The organism is Bradyrhizobium genosp. SA-4 str. CB756 (assembly GCF_000473125.1).
In the GTDB taxonomy this organism is placed as follows: domain Bacteria; phylum Pseudomonadota; class Alphaproteobacteria; order Rhizobiales; family Xanthobacteraceae; genus Bradyrhizobium; species Bradyrhizobium arachidis.
Genome location: NZ_KI421499.1, coordinates 6883344 through 6906911 on the forward strand (window position 1 = coordinate 6883344; position 23568 = coordinate 6906911).

Genomic DNA, 23568 nt, shown 5'->3' on the forward strand with positions numbered 1-23568 from the left:
AATCGTCCTCTCGTGCGGGCTGGGTCTCGTCACGCGAGACCTGCCGAAAAACGCTAGCCCATTAAACCGATTCTTAACTCATCGCGGCTTCGCCGTCGCGGCTTAAACACTACGCAAGCTTTCGGGCGCATCCATCAGGATCGGGAGCGAGCGATGCTGTCTGGATGGCGCGAAGTCACGGCCCGCCGGCCGTGGCGCATTTCGGCGAAGCTGCTGATCATCTCGTCCGTGGTGACGGTGATCGGCTTTTCCGCCATTTGCGTCAACGTCATGCTGGACATGCGCCGCGGCGAGGAGGCGCTCGCCCGCCAGACGCTGGAGAACCTCGCGACGACCATCGAGTCCGACATCAGCCGCAACATCGAGATCTACGATCTGTCGCTGAAGGCGGTCGCCGGCAACATGCTGCTGCCCGAGCTCGCCACGGTCTCCAAGCCGATCCGTCACCTGATCCTGTTCGACCATGCGACCACGGCGAAGCATTTCGGCGCCATCCAGGTGTTCGATGCCGAGGGCCGGCTGGCCATCGACGCCTCCACGCTCGATCCGCTGCCGGAGAACCGCGGCGAGGAGGATTACTTCACGGTCCATCGCGACAATCCCGGTGCCGGGCTCTTCATCAGCCGGCCGATGCTGTTTCGCGGCGCCTATTCGATCGTGCTGAGCCGGCGCATCAGCGACAACGACGGCGGCTTCATGGGCGTCGTCGCCGGCTCGATCCGCTTCAGCTATTTCCACGAATTGTTCGAGCGGCTGAGCCTCGATCCCGACGACACCATCACCGTGCTCAAGCGCGACCGCACCATCATGATGCGGCGGCCGTTCGACCTCGACATCATCGGCAAGAACCTGAACGAGAGGCAGACCTGGAAGGCCGACAATCTCCGCATCGGCACCGCCTATTCGGGACAAGGCCCGGTCGATCCGACTCCGCGACTCTATGTCCGCAGCGGCGACAACGGTCCGCTGTTCGTGGTGGCGGGCAAGCCGCTCGCCGCGGTGTTCGCGCTCTGGCAGAAGGAGGCGTTTCGGATCGGCGCCGTGGTGCTGGCGCTGGCGCTGTTCATGCTGGCATCGACGCTCGTGCTCGCGCGCGAGATCGGCCGGCGCGCCACGGCCGAGCGCAAGCTCGAGGAAATGGCGACGACGGATGCGCTCACCGGCCTGAAGAACCGCCGCAAGTTCGATTCGGTCATCGACGTCGAATGGCGGCGCGCGATGCGCCAAAAGACGTCGATCGCGCTCTTGATGATCGATGCCGATCACTTCAAGGCCTACAATGACACGTTCGGCCACCAGGCCGGCGACCAGGTGCTGGTCGGCATCGCCATCTGCATCTCGGACTCGGTGAGCCGCGCCGGCGATTGCGCCGCGCGTTATGGCGGCGAGGAATTCGCGGTGCTGCTGCCGAACACCTCGGCCACCGACGCGTTCAAGGTCGCCGAGACCATCCGCGCCAAGGTGCAGGGCTGGTCCGACGACCAGGCGACATCGACTGTGTCCTGCGGCATCGCCAGCCTCGTGCCGGCGAGCGGCATGGACTGGTCGATCCTGGTCGCCGCGGCCGACAAGGCGCTCTATGCGGCGAAGGCGGGCGGGCGCAACCAGTCGGTGGTGGCAAGCCTGCCGAAGCTGTCGCTGGTGGCGTGAGGCGCGCTGTCGTTATGAGGCGATAACGCGCGCTTCAAAATCGGTGTCGTCCCATAACCCCAGGGAGTGGTTTGGCGAAGACTCGTCGTTCGGTACTGCGACCGAACGCGATCGATGGATTCCGCGGTATGGGTCCCTGCGTTCGCAGGGACGACGGCGGAATATGGGGCTACTACTATTGCCCCAGATACTTCTTCATCTCCGCGATCAGCCCATCGCGCAGCTCGGGGCGCTTCAGGGCGTAGGCGATGTTGGCGCGGAGGAAGCCGGGCTTGGAGCCGCAATCATGGCGCTCACCCTCGAACTCGACGCCGTAGAATTTCTGCGTCTTGGCGAGGCCGATCATGGCGTCGGTCAGCTGGATCTCGCCGCCGGCGCCGCGCTCCTGGGTCTCCAGGATCTTGAAGATCTCGGGCTGCAGGATGTAGCGGCCGGTGATCGAGAGGTTGGAGGGCGCGGTGCCCTTGGCCGGCTTCTCGACCATGCCGTCGACCTCGAACATCTTGCCGTTGCGCTTGCCGATGCCGCATATGCCGTATTGATGGGTGAGATGGTCGGGCACCGCCTCGACCGCGATCACATTGGATTTCTCGCCGAGCGAGGACGCCATCTCGATCATCTGCTTCAGGCAGCCCGGCGTGTTGAGCACGAGCTCGTCCGGCAGCACCACCGCGAACGGCTCGTTGCCGACGATGTCGCGCGCGCACCAGACCGCGTGGCCGAGGCCGAGCGGCGCCTGCTGGCGGGTGAAGCTGACGGCGCCGGCGTCCGGCTGGTTCTGCGCCAAAATCTCCTGCTCGGCCTTCTTGCCGCGAGCGGCCAGGGTGGTGTCGAGCTCGAACATCTTGTCGAAATGATCTTCGATGACATTTTTGTTGCGGCCGGTGACGAAGATGAAGTGCTCAATGCCGGCTTCCCTGGCCTCGTCATAGACGTACTGGATCAGCGGCTTGTCGACGATGGTCAGCATTTCCTTCGGCATCGCCTTGGTGGCGGGCAGCACGCGGGTGCCGAGGCCGGCGACGGGGAATACGGCTTTGCGAATCTTCATGGGATCGATCGAATACCTGAGGAAGGGAGCAATGGTATCTTGCTAGCCTGTTTGCAGCCGCCAACAAAGGCGGATGTGGGGCCTCCCGCTCACAGAGTTAAGAAAAAATCAGCCACCAAAATTTCACCTTTGTTAAGCTATTGGCAACCGTCGCCAGGCCTCTTGAACGGCGGATTTTCGGCCGGACGGACAGGACATGATGCAATCGATGGCAGCACTGGCGAAACGTGCCGGATCTTTGACCGGAGTGATTGTTGCAGTTGCAATACTGCTGCCGGCCAGCGTGAACGCCCAGTCGCAAAACGGCCTGTCGAACCTGTTCGGCGGCATTTTCTCCGGCCCCAATCCGGCGCCCGCGCAGGCCCCGCCCGGCCCCGGCGGGGTACAAACGGGAGTCCAACCTTGGAGCGGCGAGGACGGCGCCTCCGGCCATCCGCTGATGACGGCGGCAGCGATCCGCGAGGCGGCCTCCAATTTTGACAATTGCGTTGCCGGGATGTGGCCCGATGCCGCACGGCGCGGCATCACCCAGGAGAATTTCCAGCGCTTCACCGCCGGGCTCTCGCCCGACCTGCGCATCATGGACCTGATGGACTCGCAGCCGGAATTCACGAAATCGATCTGGGACTATCTCGACATCCTCGTGAACGACAACCGCCTCGCCAAGGGCCGCGAGGTGCTCGCCAAATACAAGGCGCAGTTCGACGCCACCGAGAAGGCATACGGCGTCGATCGCTACATCATCGCCGCGATCTGGGGCATCGAATCCAACTACTCGACACAGATGGGCGACCGCAGCGTGCTGCAATCGACCGCGACGCTCGCCTGCATCGGTCGCCGCCAAGCCTATTTCAAAGACGAGTTTCTCTCCGCGGTGGAGATCCTCAACCGCGGCGATCTCAGGCCCGAGCAGATGCGCGGCTCATGGGCCGGCGCGTTCGGCCCGACCCAGTTCATGCCGACTGCGTTCAAGCGCTTTGCCGTCGATGGCGACGGCGATGGACGGCGCGACGTCGTCGACAATCCCACCGACCTGATTGCGTCGACCGCCAACAACCTGAAGAAGGACGGCTGGCAGTCGGGCCAGACCTGGGGCTTCGAGGTCGTGGTGCCGCAGGGCTTCAACTACATGCTGGCCGATCGCGCCAAGGCGATGACGATCGCGCAATGGGAGAAGCTCGGCCTCAAGCGGGCGACGGGCCAGCCCTTCCCACATCCGGCGGAAAAGGCCTATCTGCTGGCACCGGCGGGCGCGCAAGGCCCCGGCTTTCTGATGCTGCAGAACTACCGCGTCATCATGAAGTACAATCCGGCCGAGGCCTATGCGCTGGCGATCGGCCATTTCGCCGATCGGCTGCGCGGTGGCCAGCCCTTCGTGCAGCCCTGGCCGCGCCAGGAGCGCGAATTGTCCCGCACCGAGCGGCTGGAGCTCCAGCAGCTGCTGGCCCAGCGCGGCTTCTACAAGGGCACCCCGGACGGCCAGTTCGGCGGCCAGACAAGGGAAGCCCTGCGCAATTTCCAGGCCTCGATCGGGGTCCCCGCGGACGGGTTTGCCTCCTCCGATGTGCTGGACCGGTTGCGCGGGCGGTAAAATCGCGCCGAAAGTAACCCTGAACAGGGATTTTGGCTGGCAGCCTTGACGGCGGCGGCAGTTCCCCGGTGTATGGGCAAAGAATCTGTGACGGAATCTGCCCGTTTGGCGCCTGATTCCGTTATTATATCGAGCCTATCCCGATCCCTATTGCGCGTGCCCGAGATCGCATGTCGAAGCCAAAGTCTTTCTTCAAGGCGCTGACCGAGACCGGCCCGTTGATCGCGCTGGGGACGGCGCTTGCGATCCTGGTCTCGATCGCGGGACCTGCCTCGGCGCAGTTCTTCAACTTCCCCGGCTTCGGCGGCCCACCGCAACGCCAGGCCCCGCCGCCGCGTCAAGGCGGTGGTGGCGGTGGCTGGTTCGGCGGTGATTTCTTCGCGCCGTTCCAGCAACCACAACAGCAGGCCCCGCGTCAGGATTTTTCGCGCGCGCCGGCACCAGCCAAGCGCGACACCACGCCCGACAAGAACGTGCTCGTGATCGGCGATGCCATGGCCGACTGGCTCGCCTATGGCCTCGAAGACGCCTACACCGAGCAGCCCGACATGGGCGTGATCCGCAAGCACAAGACCACCTCGGGCCTGATCAAGTACCAGCCGAAGGGCGAGCCCTCGGATTGGGCGGCGGCGGCCAGAGGTATCCTCGAGACCGAAAAACCTGACGTCATCGTCGTCATGCTCGGTCTCAACGACCGCATCTCGATCCGCGAGCCGGTTGTCGACAAGTCGGACAAAGACAAGGACAAGAAGAACGACAAGGGCGCGCGCGCCAAGCCGCAAACCAAGCCGGGTGAGGCCAAGCCCGGCGACGCCAAGCCGGACACCGCCGCCAAGCCCGACGACAAGCCGGCCGACACCGATCTGCCGCAGGATGATGCCGACAACGCCGACACGCCTGCGGCCGCGCCGGAAAAGACGGCGCGCAATCCGAACGGCGTCTATGAATTCCGCGACGAGCGCTGGGTCGAACTCTACGGCAAGAAGATCGAGGAGCTCGCGAACGTCCTCAAGGCCAAGGGCGTGCCGGTGCTCTGGGTCGGCCTGCCCGCGATCCGCGGCCCCAAGGGCACGGCGGACATGCTGTTCCTGGATTCGCTCTACCGCGAGGGCGCGGCCAAGGCCGGAATCACCTATGTCGACGTCTGGGACGGCTTCGTCGACGAAGCCGGCCGCTTCCTCCAGAAGGGCCCGGACTTCGAAGGCCAGATCCGCCAGCTGCGCAGCGGTGACGGCGTCTATTTCACCAAGGCCGGCGCGCGCAAGCTCGCGCACTATGTCGAGCGCGAGATCACGCGCCTGTTGGCGGGCCGCTCCGGCCCGATCGCGCTGCCGAGCGAGCCGGCGACGCCCGACACCAGCGCCGAGCCCGGCAAGCCGGCGCCGCGGCCGCTGGCCGGCCCGATCGTGCCGCTGGTGGCGGCCTCGATCTCGACCGATCAATTGCTGGGCGGACCGGGCTCGCGTCCCGCCGCCGTCGATGCGCTCGCTGCCAAGACGATGGTGAAGGGTGAGCCGCTGACGGCGCCCGCAGGCCGCGCCGACGATTATGCCTGGCCGCGCCGCGAAGTCGGCCGCGAGCAGGCCAAGGGCGATACGCCGATGGCGGCGACGACGCCTGAGGGCGGTGCCGCCCCGGGTTCGGCAGGCACGGGTGCCGCCGCCGCGCTCGCGCCGCCGAAGCTCGCGCCGAAGAAGCCGCCGGCACCGCCACAGCAGCCGGCGCAGGCCGCGCCATCATTTCGCGATTTCTTCGGCTTCGGCTCGCCGCAGCCACCGCCGCGTCAATTCGCGCCGGCGCCGCGCAATCCGAATCCCAACCCCGCGATCCCGCGGCCGCCTGGCAATGTCGGGCGCTCGGCCGAGATTTTCCGGTAGCTTGCTGAGTGATGTCAGATGTCATTCCGGGGCGCGCATAGCGCGAACCCGGAATCTCGTGCCGTCACATCTGGATTCCGGGTCCGCCGCGTAAACGCGGCGCCCCGGAATGACGTGGCGGGTCGCTCAGCCTCAATAGCGCCAGCGCGACGGCGGCGGGCGACGTGCGGGGCGCGACATCAGCAGGGCGAGTGCGAAGCCGATACCGCCGGCGACCAGCAGCGCGCCGAGCGGATTGTCCTGCACCTTCTTCGACAGCGCCTGTGTGCCATCGCGGAAGGTGTCGCCGCTGTTCTCATAGGCGTCCTTGGCGTAGCCCGTCGCGGTGTCCGCAGCATCGCGCACGGCATCCTTGGCCTGGCCGTAGAGGTTCTGCACCGTGCCTGCGGCTTCGCGTGCCTTGCCCGACGCCTGCGTCTTGGCATCGCCTGCCATGTCTCCGACTGCGCCTTCCGCGCGTCCGGCATATTCCTTCGCCGATCCGACAATCCGATCCGTGTCCATGATGCTCCTCCTCGGGGGTCAGCCCAAGTAACCGATCAGGCGCGGCGGGGTTCCAGCGAGTTAGAGAATGAGTCCCCCATCGACGACCAGCGTCTGGCCGATGATGTAGGACGACAGCGGCGAGGCCAGGAACAGTGCGGCGCCCGCCATGTCGGCGGGCGTGCCCAATCGCCGCAGCGGAATGCGCAAAAGTGCACCTTCGAGCCGCTTGGGATTGTCCGTCGTCACCTTCGTCATCTTGGTGTCGACGAGGCCCGGCGCGATGCCGTTGACACGGATGCCGTCCTCGGCCCACGCCTCGCCGAGCGTGCGCGTCAATCCGACCGCGCCGGTCTTCGAGGCGTTGTAGGCGGGATTGCCCATGGTGGAGTGATAGGCCGCGGTCGAGGACACCATGATCAGCGCGCCCTTGGCGTCCCGCAACATGGAATGGAATCGCGTTGCGCACGCCATCAGGCTCATCAGATTGACCTCGACGACCTTGCGGAAGCCGCTCATCTCGAACTCGCCGCGGCGATAGATCACCGCCCCCTGCGCGAGCACCAGGATATCGAGCCGGTCGAAGGACGGCGTGAACGCCTCGATGGCACCGGCATTGCTGACGTCGAGTTGCGCGTACGCGAGACCGGTGAGATCGGAGCCTTCCGCCGCCGAATATTCCGTTGCATGAGCACGCGTGCCGCAAACCGCAACGCTAGCGCCCCTGACGCGAAAGGCCTGCGCGATGCCGTTGCCGATGCCGCTGGAACCGCCGACGACCAGCACCTGCTTGCCTGAGAAATCGAGCTCGTTCGCCATGGCGGCCTCCCTTCTTGTTTTGCTTGTTTGACCTGTCTGCGGATCGATGCCAGCCTTGTCAATCATAACAACAAGCAAGACGCTGCGAGGAAACAGCATGACCGAGTCCAGAGAGCTCAGCCGGTCGGTGAAGGGCCTGACCGTTCTCGTCACCGGCGCCGCCAGCGGCATGGGACGCGCGACCGCGCGCGTATTTGCGACCGAGGGCGCGAACGTTGCCGTCACCGATTATGACGAGCAAGGCGCGCTATCCGTTGCCAAGGAGATCGCGGCGAGCGGCGGCGCGGCGAAGGCGTGGAAGCTCGACGTCGCCGATGCCGGCGAGATCAAGCGCGTCGTCGGCGATGTCGCCGCGCATTTCGGCGGACTCGACATCATCGTCAACAATGCAGGCATCTCCGTACGCGTCCCGATCGACGACGAGACTTATGAAGACGCCTGGGCCAAGGGCATCGCCGTGATGCTGACGGCGCATCCGCGCATCATCCGCGCCGCGCTGCCGCATTTGCGTAAGTCGAAGAGCCCGCGCATCGTCAACATCGCCTCGACCGAGGCGCTCGGCGCCACCGCGCTGCACAGCCCCTATTCGGCGGCGAAGGGCGGCGTGGCGAGCCTGACCCGCTCGCTCGCGGTCGAGCTCGGCCGCGAGGGCATCACGGTCAACTGCATCTGCCCGGGGCCGATCCGCACCGCGATCACCGACCGCATCTCGGAGGAGCACAAGACCATCTACGCCAAGCGCCGCACGGCACTCGGCCGCTACGGCGACCCCGAAGAGGTCGCGCATATGACGCTGAGCCTGTGTCTGCCGGCGGCGTCTTTCCTCACGGGCGCGGTGATCCCAGTCGACGGCGGGTTGATGGCGCGCAACGCGTGAGAGCTATGCGCGCCGCGCGTTGACAACTCCGAGTGCAGGAGTAGCTTTTTCACTGACAGAGCGGGACCAACCGCTCGCAGCCAGCGGGAGAAAACGCCATGACGATCGCCATCCGGCAGCTTCAGAAGCATTTTGTCGGCGAGGTTTCGGGCCTCGATCTGCGCAAGCCGCTGACACCGGACGAGGCGCGCGAGGTCGAGGCGGGAATGGACAAGTACGCGGTGCTGGTCTTCCACGACCAGGACATCACCGACGAGCAGCAGATGGCGTTTGCGCTCAACTTCGGCCAGCGCGAGGATGCGCGCGGCGGCACCGTGACCAAGGAAAAGGACTACCGGCTGCAGTCCGGCCTCAACGACGTCTCCAATCTCGGCAAGGACGGCAAGCCGCTGGCCAAGGACAGCCGCACGCATCTGTTCAATCTCGGCAACTGCCTGTGGCATTCCGACAGCTCGTTCCGCCCAATCCCGGCAAAGTTCTCGCTGCTGTCGGCGCGCGTGGTGAACCCGAAGGGCGGCAACACCGAATTCGCCGACATGCGCGCGGCCTATGACGCGCTCGACGACGAGATCAAGGCGGAGCTCGAGGACCTCGTCTGCGAGCACTCGCTGATGTATTCGCGGGGATCGCTCGGCTTCACCGAATATACCGAAGAAGAAAAGGAGATGTTCAAGCCAGTGCTGCAACGGCTGGTGCGCACCCATCCGGTGCATCGCCGCAAGTCGCTGTATCTGTCATCGCACGCCGGCAAGGTGGTCGGCATGAGCATGCCGGAGGGACGCCTGCTGCTGCGCGACCTCAACGAGCATGCGACGCAAGCAGAGTTCGTCTATGTCCACAAATGGAAGCTGCATGACCTCGTGATGTGGGACAACCGCCAGACCATGCACCGCGTCCGCCGCTACGACCAGTCCCAGCCGCGCGACATGCGCAGGGCGACGGTGGCGGGGACCGAGCCGACGGTGCAGCAGCAGGCGGCGGAGTAGCGACATACTACCCTGTCGTCCCGGACAAGCGCAGCGAAGCGGAGCGCCGATCCGGGACCCATAACCACAGGGAGTGGTTTGGCGAAGGCTAGCCTTGACCAGCCTGCCTCAAACTTCACCCTGTGGTTATGGGTCCCGGATCGGCGCTACGTTCTGGACAACGCTACGCGTTGCCAGAATCTCCGCTTGTCCGGGACGACAGCGGGGGGCGCTGCGCCAGCTAAGCGTGCCCGGCCTCGTTCGAGAGCATGCCGGGGTCGATGCCGATCTTGCGTAGCGCCCGCCCGTACTTCTCCTCGACATCGTCGCCGAAGATCAGGTCGGCATCGGCGTCGCAATGCAGCCAGCCATTGCTCTGGATCTCGGTCTCGAGCTGGCCCGGCGCCCAGCCGGCATAGCCGAGTGCGAGGATGGCGTGCTTGGGGCCGGAGCCGTTGGCGATCGCGCGCAGGATGTCGACGGTCGCGGTGAGGCAGACACCGTCGTCGATGCGCAGCGTCGCCTTCTCGATGTAGAAATCGCTGGAATGCAGCACGAAGCCGCGGCCGGTGTCGACGGGACCGCCCTGCAATACCTTCATGGTTTCGGCATTCCCGGGCAGCTTGATGTGCTCGCCCTTCTTGATGATGCCGAGCTGCTGCAAGAGCTCGGGAAAGTCGATGCTGCCGGCCGGCTGGTTGACGATGATGCCCATCGCGCCCTCGGCCGAATGGGCGCAGAGATAGATCACCGAGCGTTCGAAGCGGGAGTCACCCATCACGGGCATTGCGATCAGGAGCCGGCCGTCCAGATAACCGGCCGAGCTGGGGAGCGCAGGGCCTGCGCTGCGGGTGCTTTCGCCCGTCCTCTTGCCTGTAGGAGCCATGGTGAAGCACTCCGGTTTCAATTCCTATCCTGATGTCGGGCCGGGCCGCTGTCAAATCAAGGCTTGCAGAGACTTGATTCAAGTGCATCCATCACAAGCAATTCAATGGTTTGGCCCAGGGTGACCCTGTAAAGACGTGCCATGCTGACAAGAGTTCCCCTGCGTGCGGCGATTGGCGTCGCGACAACCCTGCTTGCGTCGTCGCTGGCGTTCGCGGCTCATGCCGACGACGCCTCGCCCTGGCAGCGCGACGGACACTCCGCGGTGCGGCTGGTCGCGGGCTCGCGCAGCGGCGCGGTGCTGCTCGGCGGTATCTCCTTCCAGATCCAGCCCGGCTGGAAGACCTATTGGCGCATGCCGGGCGATTCCGGCGTTCCGCCGCGGTTCGACTTCTCGAAGTCGGATAATGTCGAAGCGGTGACGGTGATGTGGCCGGCGCCGCAGAAATTCGACGACGGCGCGGGCGGCCACTCGATCGGCTATCACGACCAGATCGTGCTGCCCCTGCGCATCGTGCCCAAGGCCGCCGACAAGCCGGTGACCTTGCGCGCCGAGATCAACTACGCCGTGTGCGAGAAGCTCTGCATTCCCGTCGAGGCCAGTGCCGAGCTCGGCTTCAACAACGTCGCCTCGACCGAGGACGCGAATTTGCGCGCCGCACTCGACACGGTGCCGAAGCCGGCCAATATCGGCGATCCCAATCCGCTGACCATCCGCGACGTCAAGCGCGATGGGCCCAAGAACGTGGTGGTCGACGTGGTCGTGCCTGACAAGCGCAACGTCAACCTGTTCGTGGAAGGGCCGACGCCGGACTGGGCCTTGCCGATTCCGGCCCCGGTCGACCAGGCACCGCCGGGCGTGAAGCGATTTACCTTCGAGCTCGACGGGCTGCCGCCGGGGGCCAAGCCTGATGGGGCGGCGTTGAAATTCACGCTGGTCGGGCCGGAGAAGTCGTACGAGTTCAATACGAGTTTGGATTGAGGCGGAGCTGTCGTCGCGGCGGCAGTCAGGACGCGGCGAGTGAGTTGCTCTGCCAGCGCTTCATATTCCGCTGTCGTCCCGGGGCGCGCGCAGCGCGAGCCCGGGATCCATAACCACAGGCCGTGGTTTGGCGAAGACTCGGAGTTTATCAGCTCGCGCTACAATTTCTCCCTGTGGCTATGGGTCCCCGCCTTCGCGGGGACGACAGCGGAGGGTGGCGCGCCATCACCCCCACCCAACCGAATCTTAACGAATGGTTGCTAATTCCCAAGCCTGCCGCAGAATGCGGGCGCCTGGGGATTCTTCGAATTGGCCGTGATGGATGCAGAACCCGCAACGACCGGACCGGCCGGGCTGATCGCGCGGCTGCGGGCCAGGTTGACCGGCGGATCGAGCGAGGCGTCGCTGACGCGGCGGCTGGCGGGCACCATCTTCATCATCCGCGTCATCAGCGCGGGCCTCGCCTATTTCTCGCAGGTGCTGCTGGCGCGCTGGATGGGTACCTCCGACTACGGCATCTATGTCTATGTCTGGACCTGGGTGCTGCTGCTCGGCAGCATGATGGATTTCGGCATCTCCGCCTCCGCGCAGAAGATCATTCCGGAGTACCGCACCAGCGGTGAGCATGCGCTGCTGCGCGGCTTCCTCTCCGGCAGCCGCTGGCTGACCTTTGCCGTCTCCACACTGGTGTCACTCGCTCTCGCCGGCATCGTCAGGCTGCTGTCGCCCTGGATCAACCCGGCCGAGGAGCTGCCGCTCTATATCGGCTGCATGACGCTGCCCGCCTTCGTCGTCGCCAACACCCAGGACGGCATCGCGCGCTCGCATGACTGGATGCAGCTCGGCCTGATGCCGCAATTCATCATCCGCCAGGCGCTGATCATCGGCATCACCGCCGCGGCGTTCCTGCTCGGCTATCATCTCGGCGCGGTCGCCGCGATGGTCGCAAGCCTCGGTGCGGTGTGGATCGCGATGACCGGGCAGATGGTGGTGCTGAACCGCAAGCTCGCCGATCACATCGAGCCGGGCCCCAAGGCTTACGACATCAGCGGCTGGCTCGCGGTGTCACTCCCGATCCTGCTGGTCGAAAGTTTTTATCTGCTGCTGTCCTACACCGACGTGCTGGTGCTGCAGCAGTTCCGTCCATCCGACGAGGTCGGCGTGTATTTCGCCGTGGTGAAGACGCTGGCGCTGGTGTCGTTCATCCACTACGCGATGTCGGCGACGACGGCGCATCGCTTCGCCGAATACAACGCCCTCGGCGACAAGGCGCGGCTGTCGGCTTATGTGGCGCATGCCATCAACTGGACGTTCTGGCCGTCGCTGGCGGCAACGGTCGTGCTGCTCGCGCTCGGCAAGCCGCTGCTCTGGCTGTTCGGACCGCAATTTGTGGTCGGCTACGACATCATGTTCGTCGCCGCCATCGGCCTCGTCGTGCGCGCCGCGATCGGGCCAGTCGAGCGGCTGCTCAACATGCTCGGCCAGCAGAAGATCTGTGCGCTGGCCTACGCGCTGGCCTTCGTGATGAACCTCGTGCTCTGCATCGCGCTGGTGCCGCGCTACGGCGGTCACGGCGCCGCGGCCGCAACCTCGATCTCGCTCACCTTCGAGACGGTGCTGCTGTTCTGGATCGTGCGGCAGCGGCTGGGGCTGCACGTGCTGGCGTTTGGCAAATAGGCGCTAAGCGCCTGCCGGTGCGAGGGAACGGCCGTTTCGCGGTACGCTTGGGGCGGAGGTGAAACTCCTACCATCTCCCGCCCTGAAGAACGATTTTTCTTATTCCCTCCAACTAGTTGCGCCGCAGGGAAAGTTTATTCTACGTCATATTGCCCAACCGACGAGATAAACCTAGATTCCCCGCACATGATCGATCCGCTCTATGTCGCCTCTGGTTTCGGCGTCGGCCTGCTTGTCGGGATGACCGGCGTGGGGGGCGGCTCGTTGATGACGCCGCTCTTGATCCTGCTGTTCGGCATCCATCCCACGACCGCCGTCGGCACCGACCTGCTCTATGCCGCCGCCACCAAGACCGGCGGCAGCGTGGTGCATGGCTGGTCGCGCAGCGTGCACTGGCCGGCGGTGCTGCGGCTCGCCTGCGGCAGCATTCCGGCGAGCGCGCTGACGTTGCTGGTGCTGTGGAAGCTCGACCTGAAAAGCGATTCCGAGCGCAACCTCGTCAACCTCGTGCTGTGCTTTGCGCTGCTGCTGACCGCGACCTCGCTGATCTTCCGCAAATCGATCATGGAGCGCTACCGCAAGCGCCTCGAAGGTGTCGACGAGCGCACCACCGCGATTGCGACCGTCGTCACCGGCATCGTGCTCGGCGTGCTGGTCTCGATTTCGTCCGTCGGCGCCGGCGCGGTCGGCGTGACCGTGCTGCTGCTGCTCTACCCGCGGCTGCCGATGGCGACCATCGTCGGCTCCGACATCGCGCATGCGGTGCCGCTGACGCTGGTCGCGGGCGCCGGACACTGGCTGCTCGGCTCGGTCGACTGGGGCCTGATGGGCGTTCTGCTGCTGGGCTCGCTGCCCGGCATCATCCTCGGCAGTTACAGCGCAACGCGCGTGCCCGAGACGGTGCTGCGCGCCGCGCTCGCCTGCGTCCTCGTCATGGTCGCTGGCAAGATCATGTTCGCGGAGCTGAACCTGTCGTCCGCGATCGTGACGGCGCTGGCCTGGAGCCATTAGGCGAGAGGCTGCCGCCTCGTCCTCGCTCTCGTAGGGTGGGCAAAGCGGAGCGTGCCCACCATTTCTCTCGACCAGGCAAAGATGGTGGGCACGGCGCTGACGCGCCTTTGCCCACCCTACCGGCATCGGGCCGTTACTCCGCGGTCCAGCCGCCATCGATCGACAGGTTGGTGCCGGTGATCTGCGCGGCGTCATCGCCGCACAGGAACAGGGCGAGCGCTGCGACCTGCTCGGAGGTCACGAACTCCTTGGTCGGCTGCGCGTCGAGCAGCACGTCGTTGATGACCTGCTCGCGCGTGAGGTTGCGGGCCTTCATGGTGTCGGGGATCTGCTTCTCCACCAGCGGCGTCCAGACATAGCCGGGGCTGATGCAGTTGCAGGTGATCTTGTGGGTCGCCACTTCGAGCGCCACGGTCTTGGTGAGACCGTTGATGCCGTGCTTGGCCGACACGTAGGCCGACTTGAAGGGCGAGGCGACCAGCGAGTGCGCCGAGGCGGTGTTGATGATACGGCCCCAGCCCTTCTTCTTCATGCCGGGGACAGCGGCGCGGATGGCATGGAAGGCCGAGGACAGGTTGATCGCGATGATCTGGTCCCACTTCTCGATCGGGAATTCCTCGATCGGCGAGACGAACTGGATGCCGGCATTGTTGACGAGGATGTCGACCGAGCCAAACGTCTTCTCGCCGAGCGCGATCATCTGGGCGATCTCGGCCGGCTTGGTCATGTCGGCGGGCGAATAGACTGCCTTGACGCCAAAATCGGACTCGATCTTCGAACGCTCCTTCTCGATGTCCTCAGGGGAACCGAAGCCGTTGATGACGACATTGGCGCCGGCGCTGGCGAAGGCGCGCGCATAAGCAAGCCCGATACCGCTGGTCGAACCGGTCACGACGGCGTTTTTGCCTGAGAGAGTACCCATCTTATTCGCTCCTTTTTGCCGGGGGCGCGGTGACGTCCCCCGTGAGATCGTAGGTCACCATGGTCTCGCCGGACTGCGGCTTCTCCAGCCAATCCTTGTGGCGCATCGACAGATGCACGTCACGCACGCCGGCTTCCCAATGCTCGACCATGGCGACATGCGAGAAGTCGTAATCCTTGGACGAGGATTCGTAGTTCTTGCTGCGGTAGATCAGGTGCACCACAGTGACGGTACTCTCACGTGCCGCCTTCGCAAGGAATTCGACGGAAGGATCGTTCTTGAGATAATCGGGCAATTTGGAAATCAGGTCGCGCACGGCCCTGCGGGCGTTGTGGATCTGCTTGTTCTTGTCGGTGTTCATGCGCGTGCGGCTGGAGAAGCGGATATCCTTCTCGCGCTCGGTCGCCTCGAGCAGCGAATTCGGCAGGTCGCCGCGGGCGCTGAACAGGTCGACCTGGAAGATCAGCATGTCGCGCGCGAGCTCGGCATCGAGCACGTAGTCGAGCGGGGTGTTGGAGGCGATGCCGCCGTCCCAGTAATGCTCGCCCTCGATGACGACGGAGGGAAAGCCGGGCGGCAGCGCGCCGGAGGCCATGATGTGCTCGGGGCCGATTTTCTTGCCGAGCTTCTTGAACTCGTAATTGTCGAAATATTTGAAGTTGCCGGAGGTGACGCCGACGGCGCCGACCGACAGGCGCGTCTTGAGGTCGTTGATGCGGTCGAAATCGACCAGGCGCTCCAGCGTCTTCTTCAGCGGCGCGGTGTCGTAATAACTTTCGGCTTCGCGATGGCCCGGCGGCCAGAGCGGCGCGGGCGGCACGCGCGGGACAAAGAAGCCGGGGACGCCGAAGGTCGCGATCAAAGCGGCGCTGGTCGAGTTGAACAGCTCGCGGCTGTGGTCGCTCTTGCCGATCGGTTTCCACGGCACCGGCGCGGAGACCATCTCCCAAAATTCCTTCAGCCGCTTGACGCGGGTGTGCCCCTCGTTGCCGGCGATGATGGCGGCGTTGACGGCACCGATCGAGATGCCGGCGACCCATTCCGGCTCGAAACCGTAGCCGCACAGCGCCTGATAGGCGCCGGCCTGGTACGAGCCGAGGGCGCCGCCGCCCTGGAGGACCAGGACACGTTGCGCATTCGCGGGGACGCTGGCGGATTCCGGTCTATGGTCGGTCATACGGGAACAATAGCAAAAGGCGAGCCACCGTGGCGACAGTTTCGCCACCCCGTCAATGCATCCCGGGATCAAGTCTGGCTTATCGGTCCGTCGAAGCCAGGATCATGGTCCAGAACACCTTGTATTTGGTGCCCGGAGCATAGCTCGCCGCTATGCCCAATTTTGTGACACCGTTCTTGAGCATGTTGGCACGGTGCGGAGGCGAGTCGCGCCAGCCGGAAAATGCTTCCGCCAGCGTATGATAGCCGGCCGAGATGTTCTCGACCGCGACGGTCGCGGGGTAGCCGCCGGCGGTCAGCCGTTTGGCCAGCGGAGCACGAACGTCGTGGTCCATCTTGTTGGCGGCAGCCATGGCCTGGGACTGGGATTCGGCGAGCCGCATCAGATCGGAATCGACCACGACCGTGCCGAGCATGTTGTTCTGGCGGTATTGCGAAATCATGATCGCGGCGGCCTGCGCGTCGAGCTGGGCGCCGGGGACGGCCATGTCGGCATACATCGACGGCTGCTGGACCGGCGCCTCATTGCCGGCGCAGCCGGCGAGAAGCAATAGGATGAGAATTGCGGCCGCAGCGCGCATGGATCGGGGCCCCCAAATGAGGGGCCGTTGTTGCATACCAACCGTGGCTGAAAGGTGAATTTTGAGGAAAATCTGTCCGGTGTCATTCCGGGGCAGTGCGCAGCACTGAACCCGGAATCTCCCTCTATAATCTCGAGATTCCGGGTTCGCGCTGACGCGCGCCCCGGAATGACGCGGGAATTCTAGCCTGCAAATATCCGGTAACGCCTCGGCTCGAGGCCGATGGTGTCGCCGGCGCGGAGTTCCTTGTCGCGGGGGGCATCGATCTCGATGGTTTCGCCGCCTGATAGTGCGACTTCGGCGCGCTGCACCGGGCCGAAATTGCGGACGTGCTGGACCGCGCCCTCGAAGGCGCCGCTGCCGGGCGGGCCGACCAGCATGTCATGTCGCCGCACGAACAGTCTTGACGCGCCAGGCGCAAGCCCATCCGCGGCAAGGGCGAGCGGCCGGTCGCCGAGCCGGATCACGCCGCCGTCGACCTGGACCGGCAATTCTATGGACTCGCCGATGAAGCCGTGGACGAAGGCGGTCGCAGGCGTCTCGTAGACGTCGTCCGGCGAGCCGATCTGCTCGATCTTCCCCTTGTCCATCACCACGACGCGGTTGGCGACTTCCAGCGCCTCCTCCTGGTCGTGGGTGACGAAGATCGAGGTGACGTTGATCTCGTGATGCAGCGAGCGCAGCCACCTTCGCAGTTCTTTCCGCACCTTGGCATCGAGCGCGCCGAAGGGCTCGTCGAGCAGGAGGATGCGCGGCTCGATCGCGAGCGCGCGGGCGAGCGCGATGCGCTGGCGCTGGCCCCCGGAGAGCTGGCTCGGATAGCGGTCGGCGAGCCAGTCGAGCTGCACCAAGTCGAGCAGCTCCTTGACCCGCGCACGGATCGTGGCTTCGTCCTTGCGGACGGCGCGCGGCTGCACGCGCAGGCCAAAGGCGACGTTCTCGAACACGCTCATGTGGCGGAACAGCGCGTAGTGCTGGAACACGAAGCCGACGTGGCGCTCGCGCGCGCCCTGCGCCAGCGCGTCCTCGCCGTTGAAGGAGACTTCGCCGGAATCAGGCCAGTCGAGACCGGCGATGATCCGCAGCAAGGTGGTCTTGCCGGAGCCGGAGGGACCGAGCAACGCCAGCAGCTCGCCATTGTCGACCCTGAGGTCGACGCCGTCGAGCGCGGCAAAGCTGCCGAACTTCTTGACGAGATTTTTGACTTCAATGGTCATTGACGTCTTGTCCTTCGTCGAGGTGACGTTCGAGAATTGTCTTGGCGATCAGCGTGATCAGCGCCAGCATCGCCAGCAGCGAGGCAATCGCGAAGGCGGCGACGAACTGGTACTCGTTGTAGAGGATCTCGACCAGGAGCGGCATGGTGTTGGTCTCGCCGCGGATATGGCCGGAGACCACTGAGACCGCGCCGAACTCGCCCATCGCGCGCGCGTTGCAGAGCAGGACGCCGTAGAGCACGCCCCATTTGATGTTGGGCAGCGTGACGCGGAAGAAGGTCTGCAAGCCGGAGGCGCCGAGCGAGATCGCGGCTTCCTCCTCCTGCGTGCCCTGCTCCTGCATCAACGGGATCAGCGCGCGTGCCACGAACGGGAAGGTCACGAAAGTGGTGGCGAGTGCGATGCCGGGCACCGCGAACAGGATCTGGATGTCGTGATCCCTGAGCCAGCCGCCGAAATAGCCCTGCGCACCGAACAGCAGCACGAAGACGAGGCCGGAGATCACCGGGCTCACCGAGAATGGCAGGTCGATCAGCGTGATCAGGAAGGTCTTGCCCGGGAAATCGAACTTCGCAATCGCCCAGGCGGCGACGAGGCCGAAAACGAGATTGAAGCCGACCGAGATCGCCGCGACGATCAAGGTCAGCTTGATCGCCGCCATTGCCTCCGGCTCGGCGAGCGCGGCGAAATAGGCGAGGATCCCTCGCGAGAACGCCTGCGCGAACACCACGACCAGCGGCAGCACGACGAAGACGGACAGGAAGATCACCGCGAGCGAGATGATGATGGCGCGCACCGCGCGCGGTTCGGTGCGCAGGCTGTCGCGGGCTGCGGCAGCATGTGCACGTGCGCGTGCATCGGGCGACGTCAGCGACACCGTGTCTGCGATCTGCATCGTCATCGCCATCCTCCTCAGCGCACTGGGATCCGGCTCTGCGCCCAGCGCTGGAGCCGGTTGACGGCGAAGATGACGACGAAGGAGACGACGAGCATGACCACCGCAATCGCGGTCGCGTCGGCGTAGCGGAATTCGGAGAGCCGGATCACGATCAAGAGCGGCGCGATCTCCGAGACGTTGGGTAAGTTACCGGCGATGAAGATCACCGAGCCGTATTCACCGACCGCACGCGCAAAGGCGAGCGCGAGACCCGTGAGCAGCGCCGGCGCGAGCGAGGGCAGGATCACGCGGATGATGGTCTGCCAGCGGCTGGCCCCCAGGCTGCCCGCGGCCTCCTCGATCTCGGGATCGAGATCCTGGAGCACCGGCTGCACGGTGCGGACCACGAACGGAATACCGATGAAGATCATGGCGACGAAGATGCCGACCGGCGTGAACGCCACCTTGATACCGAGCGCGGCGAGCGGCGCGCCCAGCCAGCCCTTCTCGGCGAACAGCGCGGTCAGCGCGACGCCGGCAACCGCCGTCGGCAGTGCGAAGGGCACATCGACGATGGCATCAAAGATGCGCCGGCCGGGAAAGCGGTAGCGCACCAGCGCCCAGACGATGATGCTGCCCATGATGAGATTGACGCAGGCCGCCGCGAAGGCCAGGCCGAACGAGACCCGCAGCGCATTCAGGGTGCGGCGACTGGAGAGGATGTTCCAGAATTGCTCGGGGCTGAGCTCGAGCGATTTTAGGAACAGGCCGGCGAGCGGAATCAGAATGATGATGGACAGCCAGGACAGCGTCAGTCCCATCGTGAGACCGAAGCCCGGCAGTGTCCGGCGTCGTGCTGCGAGTGCGCTCACCAGGCCCCCTGTTAAAGCCCCTTCGACAGCGCCCGATCAGTTCTTGTAGATCTGATCAAAGACGCCGCCGTCGGCAAAATGTTCCTTCTGCGCCTTGGTCCAGCCGCCGAATACGTCGTCGATCGTGAACAGCTCGACCTTTGCAAACGAGTTTTCGTACTTTTTCGCGATCACGGGATCGCGCGGACGGTAGAAGTTGCGCGCGGCGATCTCCTGCCCTTCCTTGGTGTACCAATACTGGAGATAGGCATCGGCAGCGTTGCGGGTGCCTTTTTTATCGGCAACCTTGTCGACGATCGCGACCGGCGGCTCGGCGAGGATCGATTGCGGCGGCGCCACGATCTCGAATTTTTCCGGACCGAATTCCTTGAGCGCGAGGAACGCCTCGTTCTCCCAGGCCAGCAGCACGTCGCCAACGCCCCGCTCGACGAAGGTCACGGTGGCGCCACGCGCGCCGGTATCGAGCACCGGCACCTGCTGATAGAGCTTGCCGATGAAGTCCTTGGCCTTGTCGGCCGAGCCGTATTTCTTCTGCGCAAAGCCCCACGCGGCCAGATAATTCCAGCGCGCGCCGCCCGATGTCTTCGGGTTGGGCGTGATCACGGCAACGCCGGATTTGAGCAGATCGTCCCAGTCCTTGATGCCCTTGGGATTGCCCTTGCGCACCAGGAACACGATGGTCGAGGTATAGGGTGATGAATTCTGCGGCAGACGCTTCTGCCAATCCGCCGCGGTGAGGCCCTTGCCGGCGATGGCATCGATGTCATAGGCGAGCGCGAGCGTCACCACGTCCGCCTGCAAGCCGTCGATCACGGCGCGCGCCTGCGAGCCGCTGCCACCATGCGACTGCTTGATCTCGACGCTCTTGCCGGTCTCCTTCTGATAGGCGTTCACGAACGCCTTGTTGAACTCGGCATAGAGCTCACGCGTCGGATCGTACGACACGTTCAAAAGATTGATGTCAGCGGCGAGAGCCGAGCTTGCCACGAGGCTCGATACGAGCAGTCCTGCAGCGAGCGGAACGATACGGCGCATCATGTCCAACTCCATTCACTTCGACGACGCCAGTGTCAGCGAAGGCATGCAGGCGAAACTCGTGGCGAAACGCTCTCAAGTCAACGGAACCGGATTTTCTTGTTCGCAGCGTGGCAGATCGACTGTGCTACGAAGTCTTCATCGTGTGGATGCCGCATTCTGTCTTGGCGCGGCCGCGCCAACGACCCGCGCGCTCATCCTCGCCTTCGGCCGTTCTGCTCGTGCAAGGCATACACCCGACCGAGCGAAAACCGGACGCCGCAAGTGGGTGACGCGGCAATTTGGCGCGGACGAAAATCGCTTCGAGTTCCTCGCGCGAGACATTCGCGAACGGATTGAACTTCAACCGCACGCCGTCGTCCTCCACAACCGGAATGTCGGCGCGCGCATTGCCCTGGAAGCGCTTGCGGCCGTTGAGCCAGGCATCGAACGGTTTTAGCGCGCGCGCCAGCGGTTCCACCTTGCGGATACGGCAGCAGGCGTCGGGATCGGAGAACCAGAGGTCGCGCTCGGGATCCTCGCGCGACAGCGTTTCCTCCGCCGGCTTGATCGAGCGGACGTCCTTGAGGCCCAGCGTTTCGATCAGCGCGTCGCGATAGGCCAGCGTCTCCTCGAACAGCCAGCCGGTATCGAGGAAGATCACGGGAATCGCGGGATCGACGTCTGCCATCACCTTGAGCAGCGTCGCCGATTCCGTGCCGAACGACGACACCAGCGCGAGCTTCTCGCGCCCCACCGTCTTCAGCGCCGCGGCAATGACCCCCGCGGGGGACGCATCGCGCAAGGCGCGATCGAGTTCTTCCGCCGAAGGCAGTGCAGAGATGGACGGTGAGACCTGGGGCGCGATCGCGTTCACGTGCCGACACCCTCGGAATGACGCAGCTGCATGCGCCGGTGCAGCGCCGTGATGCGTCCATCGCCGGTCGGCTGGTAGAACACCGAATAGCGCTTGGCGGTCTGCATGAAGGCTTCCGCGTCGGCCTGCTTCTTGACCTCGAAGGAATCGAAGCCGGCGCGCAGCATGAACACGAACTGGTCGCGCAGGATCTGGCCGGTGGCGCGCAGCTCGCCGCGATAATTGTAGCGCTCGCGCAGCAGCCGCGCCTGGCTGTAGGCGCGCCCGTCACGGAAGGTCGGGAACACCAGCGCGACGGCGGCGACCTTGCCGAGATACGGCACCAGCTCGTCGATGTCGCGGTTGTTCGGCCAGATCACGCCGACCTTGCCGGCGCGCTTGAGCAAGCCTTCGGCCTCGCCGAGGAAGCGCTCGGCCGGTACCAGGATGTCGCCGCCCTCGGGCAGCGGCGTGTCGACGGCAAGCTTGACGAAGCTGTCGTCGGCGATCTTTCCGCCGTTAACGAGTGGCATAGACGCGCTCCTTGAAGGGTTCGACGCCGAGACGCTTCACGGTGTCCATGAACAGCTCTTCGGGCCGCTCGCGCAGCGCGAGATAGGCTTCCACGATGTCCTCGACGACGTCGGCGACCTCGTCGAACTTGACGCCGGGACCGATCAGGGTGCCGAGCGCGGCGTTCTCGTCGGCACGGCCTCCGATGGTGATCTGGTAGACCTCCTCGCCGTTCTTCTCGACGCCGAGAATGCCGATGTGGCCGACATGGTGATGGCCGCAGGCATTGATGCAGCCGGAGATGTTGATGTGGAGCCGGCCGATCAGATTGGCGAGCTCGTGATTGGCAAAGCGCCGCGTCAGCTCCTGCGCGATCGGGATCGAGCGCGCATTGGCCAGCGAGCAATAATCGAGCCCCGGGCAGGCGATGATGTCGGTGATCAGATTGACATTCGGCGTCGCGAGGCCGAGCTTGTCGAGCGCCTTCCAGAGCGCCGGCAAATCGCGCTTGGCGACGTGCGGCAGCGCCAGGTTCTGCTCGTGACCGACGCGGATTTCGCCGAACGAGTATTTGTCGGCGAGATCGGCCAGCGCATCCATCTGCTCGGCGGTGGCATCGCCCGGAGGCCCGCCGGTCGGCTTCAGCGAGATCGTGACGATGGAATAGCCCTGCACCTTGTGCGGAGCCACCGAGTTCTTGCGCCATGCCTCGAACTCAGGATCGGCCGCGGCCTGGCGCAGCTCGTCCGGCATGTGCGGCAGCTTCTCGTAAGCGGGATAGGTGAAGCGCGAGCGGATGTCCTCGATCACCTCGTCGTCGATCTGGAGCGAGGAGTTGCGGATGTGCTGCCACTCGTCCTCGACTTCGCGCGAGAATTTCTCGATGCCGAGCTCGTGCACCAGGATCTTGATGCGCGCCTTGTAGATGTTGTCGCGGCGACCGTACTGATTGTAGACGCGCAGGATCGCCTCGATGTAGCTGAGGATATCGCGGCCATGCACGAAGTGCTTGATGGTCTTGGCGATGAACGGCGTGCGGCCGAGGCCGCCGCCGACCAGCACCTCGAAGCCGGTCTCGCCCTTCTCGTTCTTGATCAGGCGGAGGCCGATGTCGTGGATCTTGATCGCGGCGCGGTCATGGTCCGACGCGGTGATCGCGATCTTGAACTTGCGCGGCAGGAACGAGAATTCCGGATGCAGCGTGGTGTGCTGGCGGATCAGCTCCGACCAGATGCGGGGATCCTCGATCTCGCCCGGCGCGACGCCGGCCCACTGGTCCGAGGTAACATTGCGCATGTTGTTGCCGGAGGTCTGCATCGCATGGATGCCGACCTGGGCGAGATCTTCCAGCGCATCCGGCAGCTCGGCGAGCTTGATCCAGTTGAACTGGATGTTCTGCCGGGTGGTGAAATGGCCGTAGCCGCGATCGTACTTCCGCGCGACATGGGCGAGCGCCCGCAACTGGTTCGTCGCCAGCGTTCCATAGGGGATCGCGACACGGAACATGTAGGCGTGCAGTTGCAGATAGACGCCGTTCTGAAGACGCAGGATCTTGAACTCGTCCTCGGTGAGCTCGCCGGAGAGGCGGCGCTTCACCTGGTCGCGGAACTCCGAGACGCGCTCGTTGACGAGCGTGCGGTCGATTTCGTCGTAAGCATACATAAGAAAGCGC

Annotated in this window: 22 protein-coding genes; 8 read left to right on the top strand and 14 right to left on the bottom strand. The window is 64.8% G+C overall.

The window, feature by feature from the left end:
- Positions 1–153 precede the first annotated feature (153 nt).
- Positions 154–1650 carry a sensor domain-containing diguanylate cyclase gene (locus BRAGE_RS0132995; protein WP_027561146.1) on the top strand — a complete coding sequence of 499 codons (1497 nt, stop codon included), beginning with the start codon at positions 154–156 and terminating at the stop codon, positions 1648–1650.
- 175 nt (positions 1651–1825) lie between these two features.
- Here BRAGE_RS0132995 and galU read toward each other — a convergent pair whose 3' ends face one another.
- A complete protein-coding gene (gene galU / locus BRAGE_RS0133000; protein WP_027561147.1) occupies positions 1826–2701 on the bottom strand; it encodes a UTP--glucose-1-phosphate uridylyltransferase GalU in 876 nt (291 codons plus the stop codon).
- Positions 2702–2909: 208 nt separating this feature from the next.
- Between galU and BRAGE_RS0133005 the strand changes: the two genes are divergently transcribed.
- Together BRAGE_RS0133005 and BRAGE_RS0133010 are read left to right on the top strand one after the other, a co-directional pair.
- A complete protein-coding gene (locus BRAGE_RS0133005) occupies positions 2910–4292 on the top strand; it encodes a lytic murein transglycosylase (RefSeq protein WP_416207788.1) in 1383 nt (460 codons plus the stop codon).
- A 170-nt stretch (positions 4293–4462) separates the two neighbouring features.
- The gene (locus tag BRAGE_RS0133010) at positions 4463–6169 is read left to right on the top strand and encodes an SGNH/GDSL hydrolase family protein (protein WP_027561149.1); all 1707 of its coding nucleotides are present in this window, start codon (positions 4463–4465) and stop codon (positions 6167–6169) included.
- A 132-nt stretch (positions 6170–6301) separates the two neighbouring features.
- Here BRAGE_RS0133010 and BRAGE_RS0133015 read toward each other — a convergent pair whose 3' ends face one another.
- Positions 6302–6673 (bottom strand): CsbD family protein, encoded by a 372-nt coding sequence (locus BRAGE_RS0133015; RefSeq protein ID WP_027561150.1) that lies wholly within the window; start codon positions 6671–6673, stop codon positions 6302–6304.
- A 60-nt stretch (positions 6674–6733) separates the two neighbouring features.
- Positions 6734–7471 (bottom strand): SDR family NAD(P)-dependent oxidoreductase, encoded by a 738-nt coding sequence (locus tag BRAGE_RS0133020; protein ID WP_027561151.1) that lies wholly within the window; start codon positions 7469–7471, stop codon positions 6734–6736.
- A gap of 97 nt (positions 7472–7568) precedes the next feature.
- Between BRAGE_RS0133020 and BRAGE_RS0133025 the strand changes: the two genes are divergently transcribed.
- Together BRAGE_RS0133025 and BRAGE_RS0133030 are read left to right on the top strand one after the other, a co-directional pair.
- The gene (locus BRAGE_RS0133025; RefSeq protein ID WP_027561152.1) at positions 7569–8348 is read left to right on the top strand and encodes an SDR family NAD(P)-dependent oxidoreductase; all 780 of its coding nucleotides are present in this window, start codon (positions 7569–7571) and stop codon (positions 8346–8348) included.
- A gap of 98 nt (positions 8349–8446) precedes the next feature.
- The gene (locus BRAGE_RS0133030) at positions 8447–9334 is read left to right on the top strand and encodes a TauD/TfdA dioxygenase family protein (protein ID WP_027561153.1); all 888 of its coding nucleotides are present in this window, start codon (positions 8447–8449) and stop codon (positions 9332–9334) included.
- A gap of 220 nt (positions 9335–9554) precedes the next feature.
- On the opposite strand, the gene BRAGE_RS0133035 is transcribed toward BRAGE_RS0133030, so the two are convergent.
- On the bottom strand, positions 9555–10199 hold the full coding sequence (locus tag BRAGE_RS0133035; protein WP_027561154.1) for a YqgE/AlgH family protein: 645 nt from the start codon (positions 10197–10199) through the stop codon (positions 9555–9557).
- A 141-nt stretch (positions 10200–10340) separates the two neighbouring features.
- Between BRAGE_RS0133035 and BRAGE_RS0133040 the strand changes: the two genes are divergently transcribed.
- From BRAGE_RS0133040 to BRAGE_RS0133050, 3 genes are all read left to right on the top strand, one after another.
- A complete protein-coding gene (locus tag BRAGE_RS0133040; protein ID WP_027561155.1) occupies positions 10341–11180 on the top strand; it encodes a protein-disulfide reductase DsbD domain-containing protein in 840 nt (279 codons plus the stop codon).
- Between the two features lie 309 nt (positions 11181–11489).
- Complete coding sequence (locus BRAGE_RS0133045; RefSeq protein WP_027561156.1) at positions 11490–12857, top strand: flippase; 1368 nt, start codon at positions 11490–11492, stop codon at positions 12855–12857.
- 186 nt (positions 12858–13043) lie between these two features.
- The gene (locus BRAGE_RS0133050; protein ID WP_027561157.1) at positions 13044–13868 is read left to right on the top strand and encodes a sulfite exporter TauE/SafE family protein; all 825 of its coding nucleotides are present in this window, start codon (positions 13044–13046) and stop codon (positions 13866–13868) included.
- Positions 13869–14001: 133 nt separating this feature from the next.
- Here BRAGE_RS0133050 and BRAGE_RS0133055 read toward each other — a convergent pair whose 3' ends face one another.
- The 10 genes from BRAGE_RS0133055 to BRAGE_RS0133100 all read right to left on the bottom strand — a co-directional run bounded on the left by BRAGE_RS0133055 (position 14002) and on the right by BRAGE_RS0133100 (position 23558).
- Positions 14002–14790, bottom strand: a complete 789-nt coding sequence (locus tag BRAGE_RS0133055; protein ID WP_027561158.1) for a 3-hydroxybutyrate dehydrogenase — start codon at positions 14788–14790, stop codon at positions 14002–14004.
- Position 14791: 1 nt separating this feature from the next.
- Positions 14792–15967, bottom strand: a complete 1176-nt coding sequence (locus BRAGE_RS0133060) for a DUF3734 domain-containing protein (RefSeq protein WP_027561159.1) — start codon at positions 15965–15967, stop codon at positions 14792–14794.
- Positions 15968–16046: 79 nt separating this feature from the next.
- Positions 16047–16547, bottom strand: coding sequence for a CAP domain-containing protein (locus tag BRAGE_RS0133065; RefSeq protein ID WP_027561160.1), 501 nt, complete (start codon positions 16545–16547; stop codon positions 16047–16049).
- A 182-nt stretch (positions 16548–16729) separates the two neighbouring features.
- Positions 16730–17764, bottom strand: coding sequence for a sulfate/molybdate ABC transporter ATP-binding protein (locus tag BRAGE_RS0133070; protein ID WP_027561161.1), 1035 nt, complete (start codon positions 17762–17764; stop codon positions 16730–16732).
- Positions 17754–18665: a sulfate ABC transporter permease subunit CysW gene (gene cysW / locus BRAGE_RS0133075; protein ID WP_027561162.1), complete on the bottom strand. Its 912-nt coding sequence runs from the start codon at positions 18663–18665 to the stop codon at positions 17754–17756. Before cysW ends, BRAGE_RS0133070 begins: the two co-directional genes overlap by 11 nt.
- Before the next feature lie 11 nt (positions 18666–18676).
- Entirely contained in the window at positions 18677–19513 is an 837-nt protein-coding gene (gene cysT / locus BRAGE_RS0133080; RefSeq protein WP_084334537.1) for a sulfate ABC transporter permease subunit CysT, read from the bottom strand.
- Between the two features lie 36 nt (positions 19514–19549).
- A complete protein-coding gene (locus BRAGE_RS0133085) occupies positions 19550–20563 on the bottom strand; it encodes a sulfate ABC transporter substrate-binding protein (protein ID WP_092216572.1) in 1014 nt (337 codons plus the stop codon).
- 112 nt (positions 20564–20675) lie between these two features.
- Positions 20676–21404 carry a phosphoadenylyl-sulfate reductase gene (locus BRAGE_RS0133090; RefSeq protein WP_027561165.1) on the bottom strand — a complete coding sequence of 243 codons (729 nt, stop codon included), beginning with the start codon at positions 21402–21404 and terminating at the stop codon, positions 20676–20678.
- Positions 21401–21916 carry a DUF934 domain-containing protein gene (locus tag BRAGE_RS0133095; protein WP_027561166.1) on the bottom strand — a complete coding sequence of 172 codons (516 nt, stop codon included), beginning with the start codon at positions 21914–21916 and terminating at the stop codon, positions 21401–21403. Before BRAGE_RS0133095 ends, BRAGE_RS0133090 begins: the two co-directional genes overlap by 4 nt.
- Positions 21903–23558: a nitrite/sulfite reductase gene (locus tag BRAGE_RS0133100; protein ID WP_027561167.1), complete on the bottom strand. Its 1656-nt coding sequence runs from the start codon at positions 23556–23558 to the stop codon at positions 21903–21905. The genes BRAGE_RS0133095 and BRAGE_RS0133100 overlap by 14 nt, the downstream gene beginning before the upstream one ends.
- Positions 23559–23568 lie beyond the last annotated feature (10 nt).

Coding starts and splice junctions, on each gene's coding strand:
- BRAGE_RS0132995 (WP_027561146.1), top strand. CDS start 154: ATGCTGTCTGGATGGCGCGAAGTCACGGCCCGCCGGCCGTGGCGCATT.
- galU (WP_027561147.1), bottom strand. CDS start 2,701: ATGAAGATTCGCAAAGCCGTATTCCCCGTCGCCGGCCTCGGCACCCGC.
- BRAGE_RS0133005 (WP_416207788.1), top strand. CDS start 2,910: ATGGCAGCACTGGCGAAACGTGCCGGATCTTTGACCGGAGTGATTGTT.
- BRAGE_RS0133010 (WP_027561149.1), top strand. CDS start 4,463: ATGTCGAAGCCAAAGTCTTTCTTCAAGGCGCTGACCGAGACCGGCCCG.
- BRAGE_RS0133015 (WP_027561150.1), bottom strand. CDS start 6,673: ATGGACACGGATCGGATTGTCGGATCGGCGAAGGAATATGCCGGACGC.
- BRAGE_RS0133020 (WP_027561151.1), bottom strand. CDS start 7,471: ATGGCGAACGAGCTCGATTTCTCAGGCAAGCAGGTGCTGGTCGTCGGC.
- BRAGE_RS0133025 (WP_027561152.1), top strand. CDS start 7,569: ATGACCGAGTCCAGAGAGCTCAGCCGGTCGGTGAAGGGCCTGACCGTT.
- BRAGE_RS0133030 (WP_027561153.1), top strand. CDS start 8,447: ATGACGATCGCCATCCGGCAGCTTCAGAAGCATTTTGTCGGCGAGGTT.
- BRAGE_RS0133035 (WP_027561154.1), bottom strand. CDS start 10,199: ATGGCTCCTACAGGCAAGAGGACGGGCGAAAGCACCCGCAGCGCAGGC.
- BRAGE_RS0133040 (WP_027561155.1), top strand. CDS start 10,341: ATGCTGACAAGAGTTCCCCTGCGTGCGGCGATTGGCGTCGCGACAACC.
- BRAGE_RS0133050 (WP_027561157.1), top strand. CDS start 13,044: ATGATCGATCCGCTCTATGTCGCCTCTGGTTTCGGCGTCGGCCTGCTT.
- BRAGE_RS0133055 (WP_027561158.1), bottom strand. CDS start 14,790: ATGGGTACTCTCTCAGGCAAAAACGCCGTCGTGACCGGTTCGACCAGC.
- BRAGE_RS0133060 (WP_027561159.1), bottom strand. CDS start 15,967: ATGACCGACCATAGACCGGAATCCGCCAGCGTCCCCGCGAATGCGCAA.
- BRAGE_RS0133065 (WP_027561160.1), bottom strand. CDS start 16,547: ATGCGCGCTGCGGCCGCAATTCTCATCCTATTGCTTCTCGCCGGCTGC.
- BRAGE_RS0133070 (WP_027561161.1), bottom strand. CDS start 17,764: ATGACCATTGAAGTCAAAAATCTCGTCAAGAAGTTCGGCAGCTTTGCC.
- cysW (WP_027561162.1), bottom strand. CDS start 18,665: ATGACGATGCAGATCGCAGACACGGTGTCGCTGACGTCGCCCGATGCA.
- BRAGE_RS0133085 (WP_092216572.1), bottom strand. CDS start 20,563: ATGGAGTTGGACATGATGCGCCGTATCGTTCCGCTCGCTGCAGGACTG.
- BRAGE_RS0133095 (WP_027561166.1), bottom strand. CDS start 21,916: ATGCCACTCGTTAACGGCGGAAAGATCGCCGACGACAGCTTCGTCAAG.
- BRAGE_RS0133100 (WP_027561167.1), bottom strand. CDS start 23,558: ATGTATGCTTACGACGAAATCGACCGCACGCTCGTCAACGAGCGCGTC.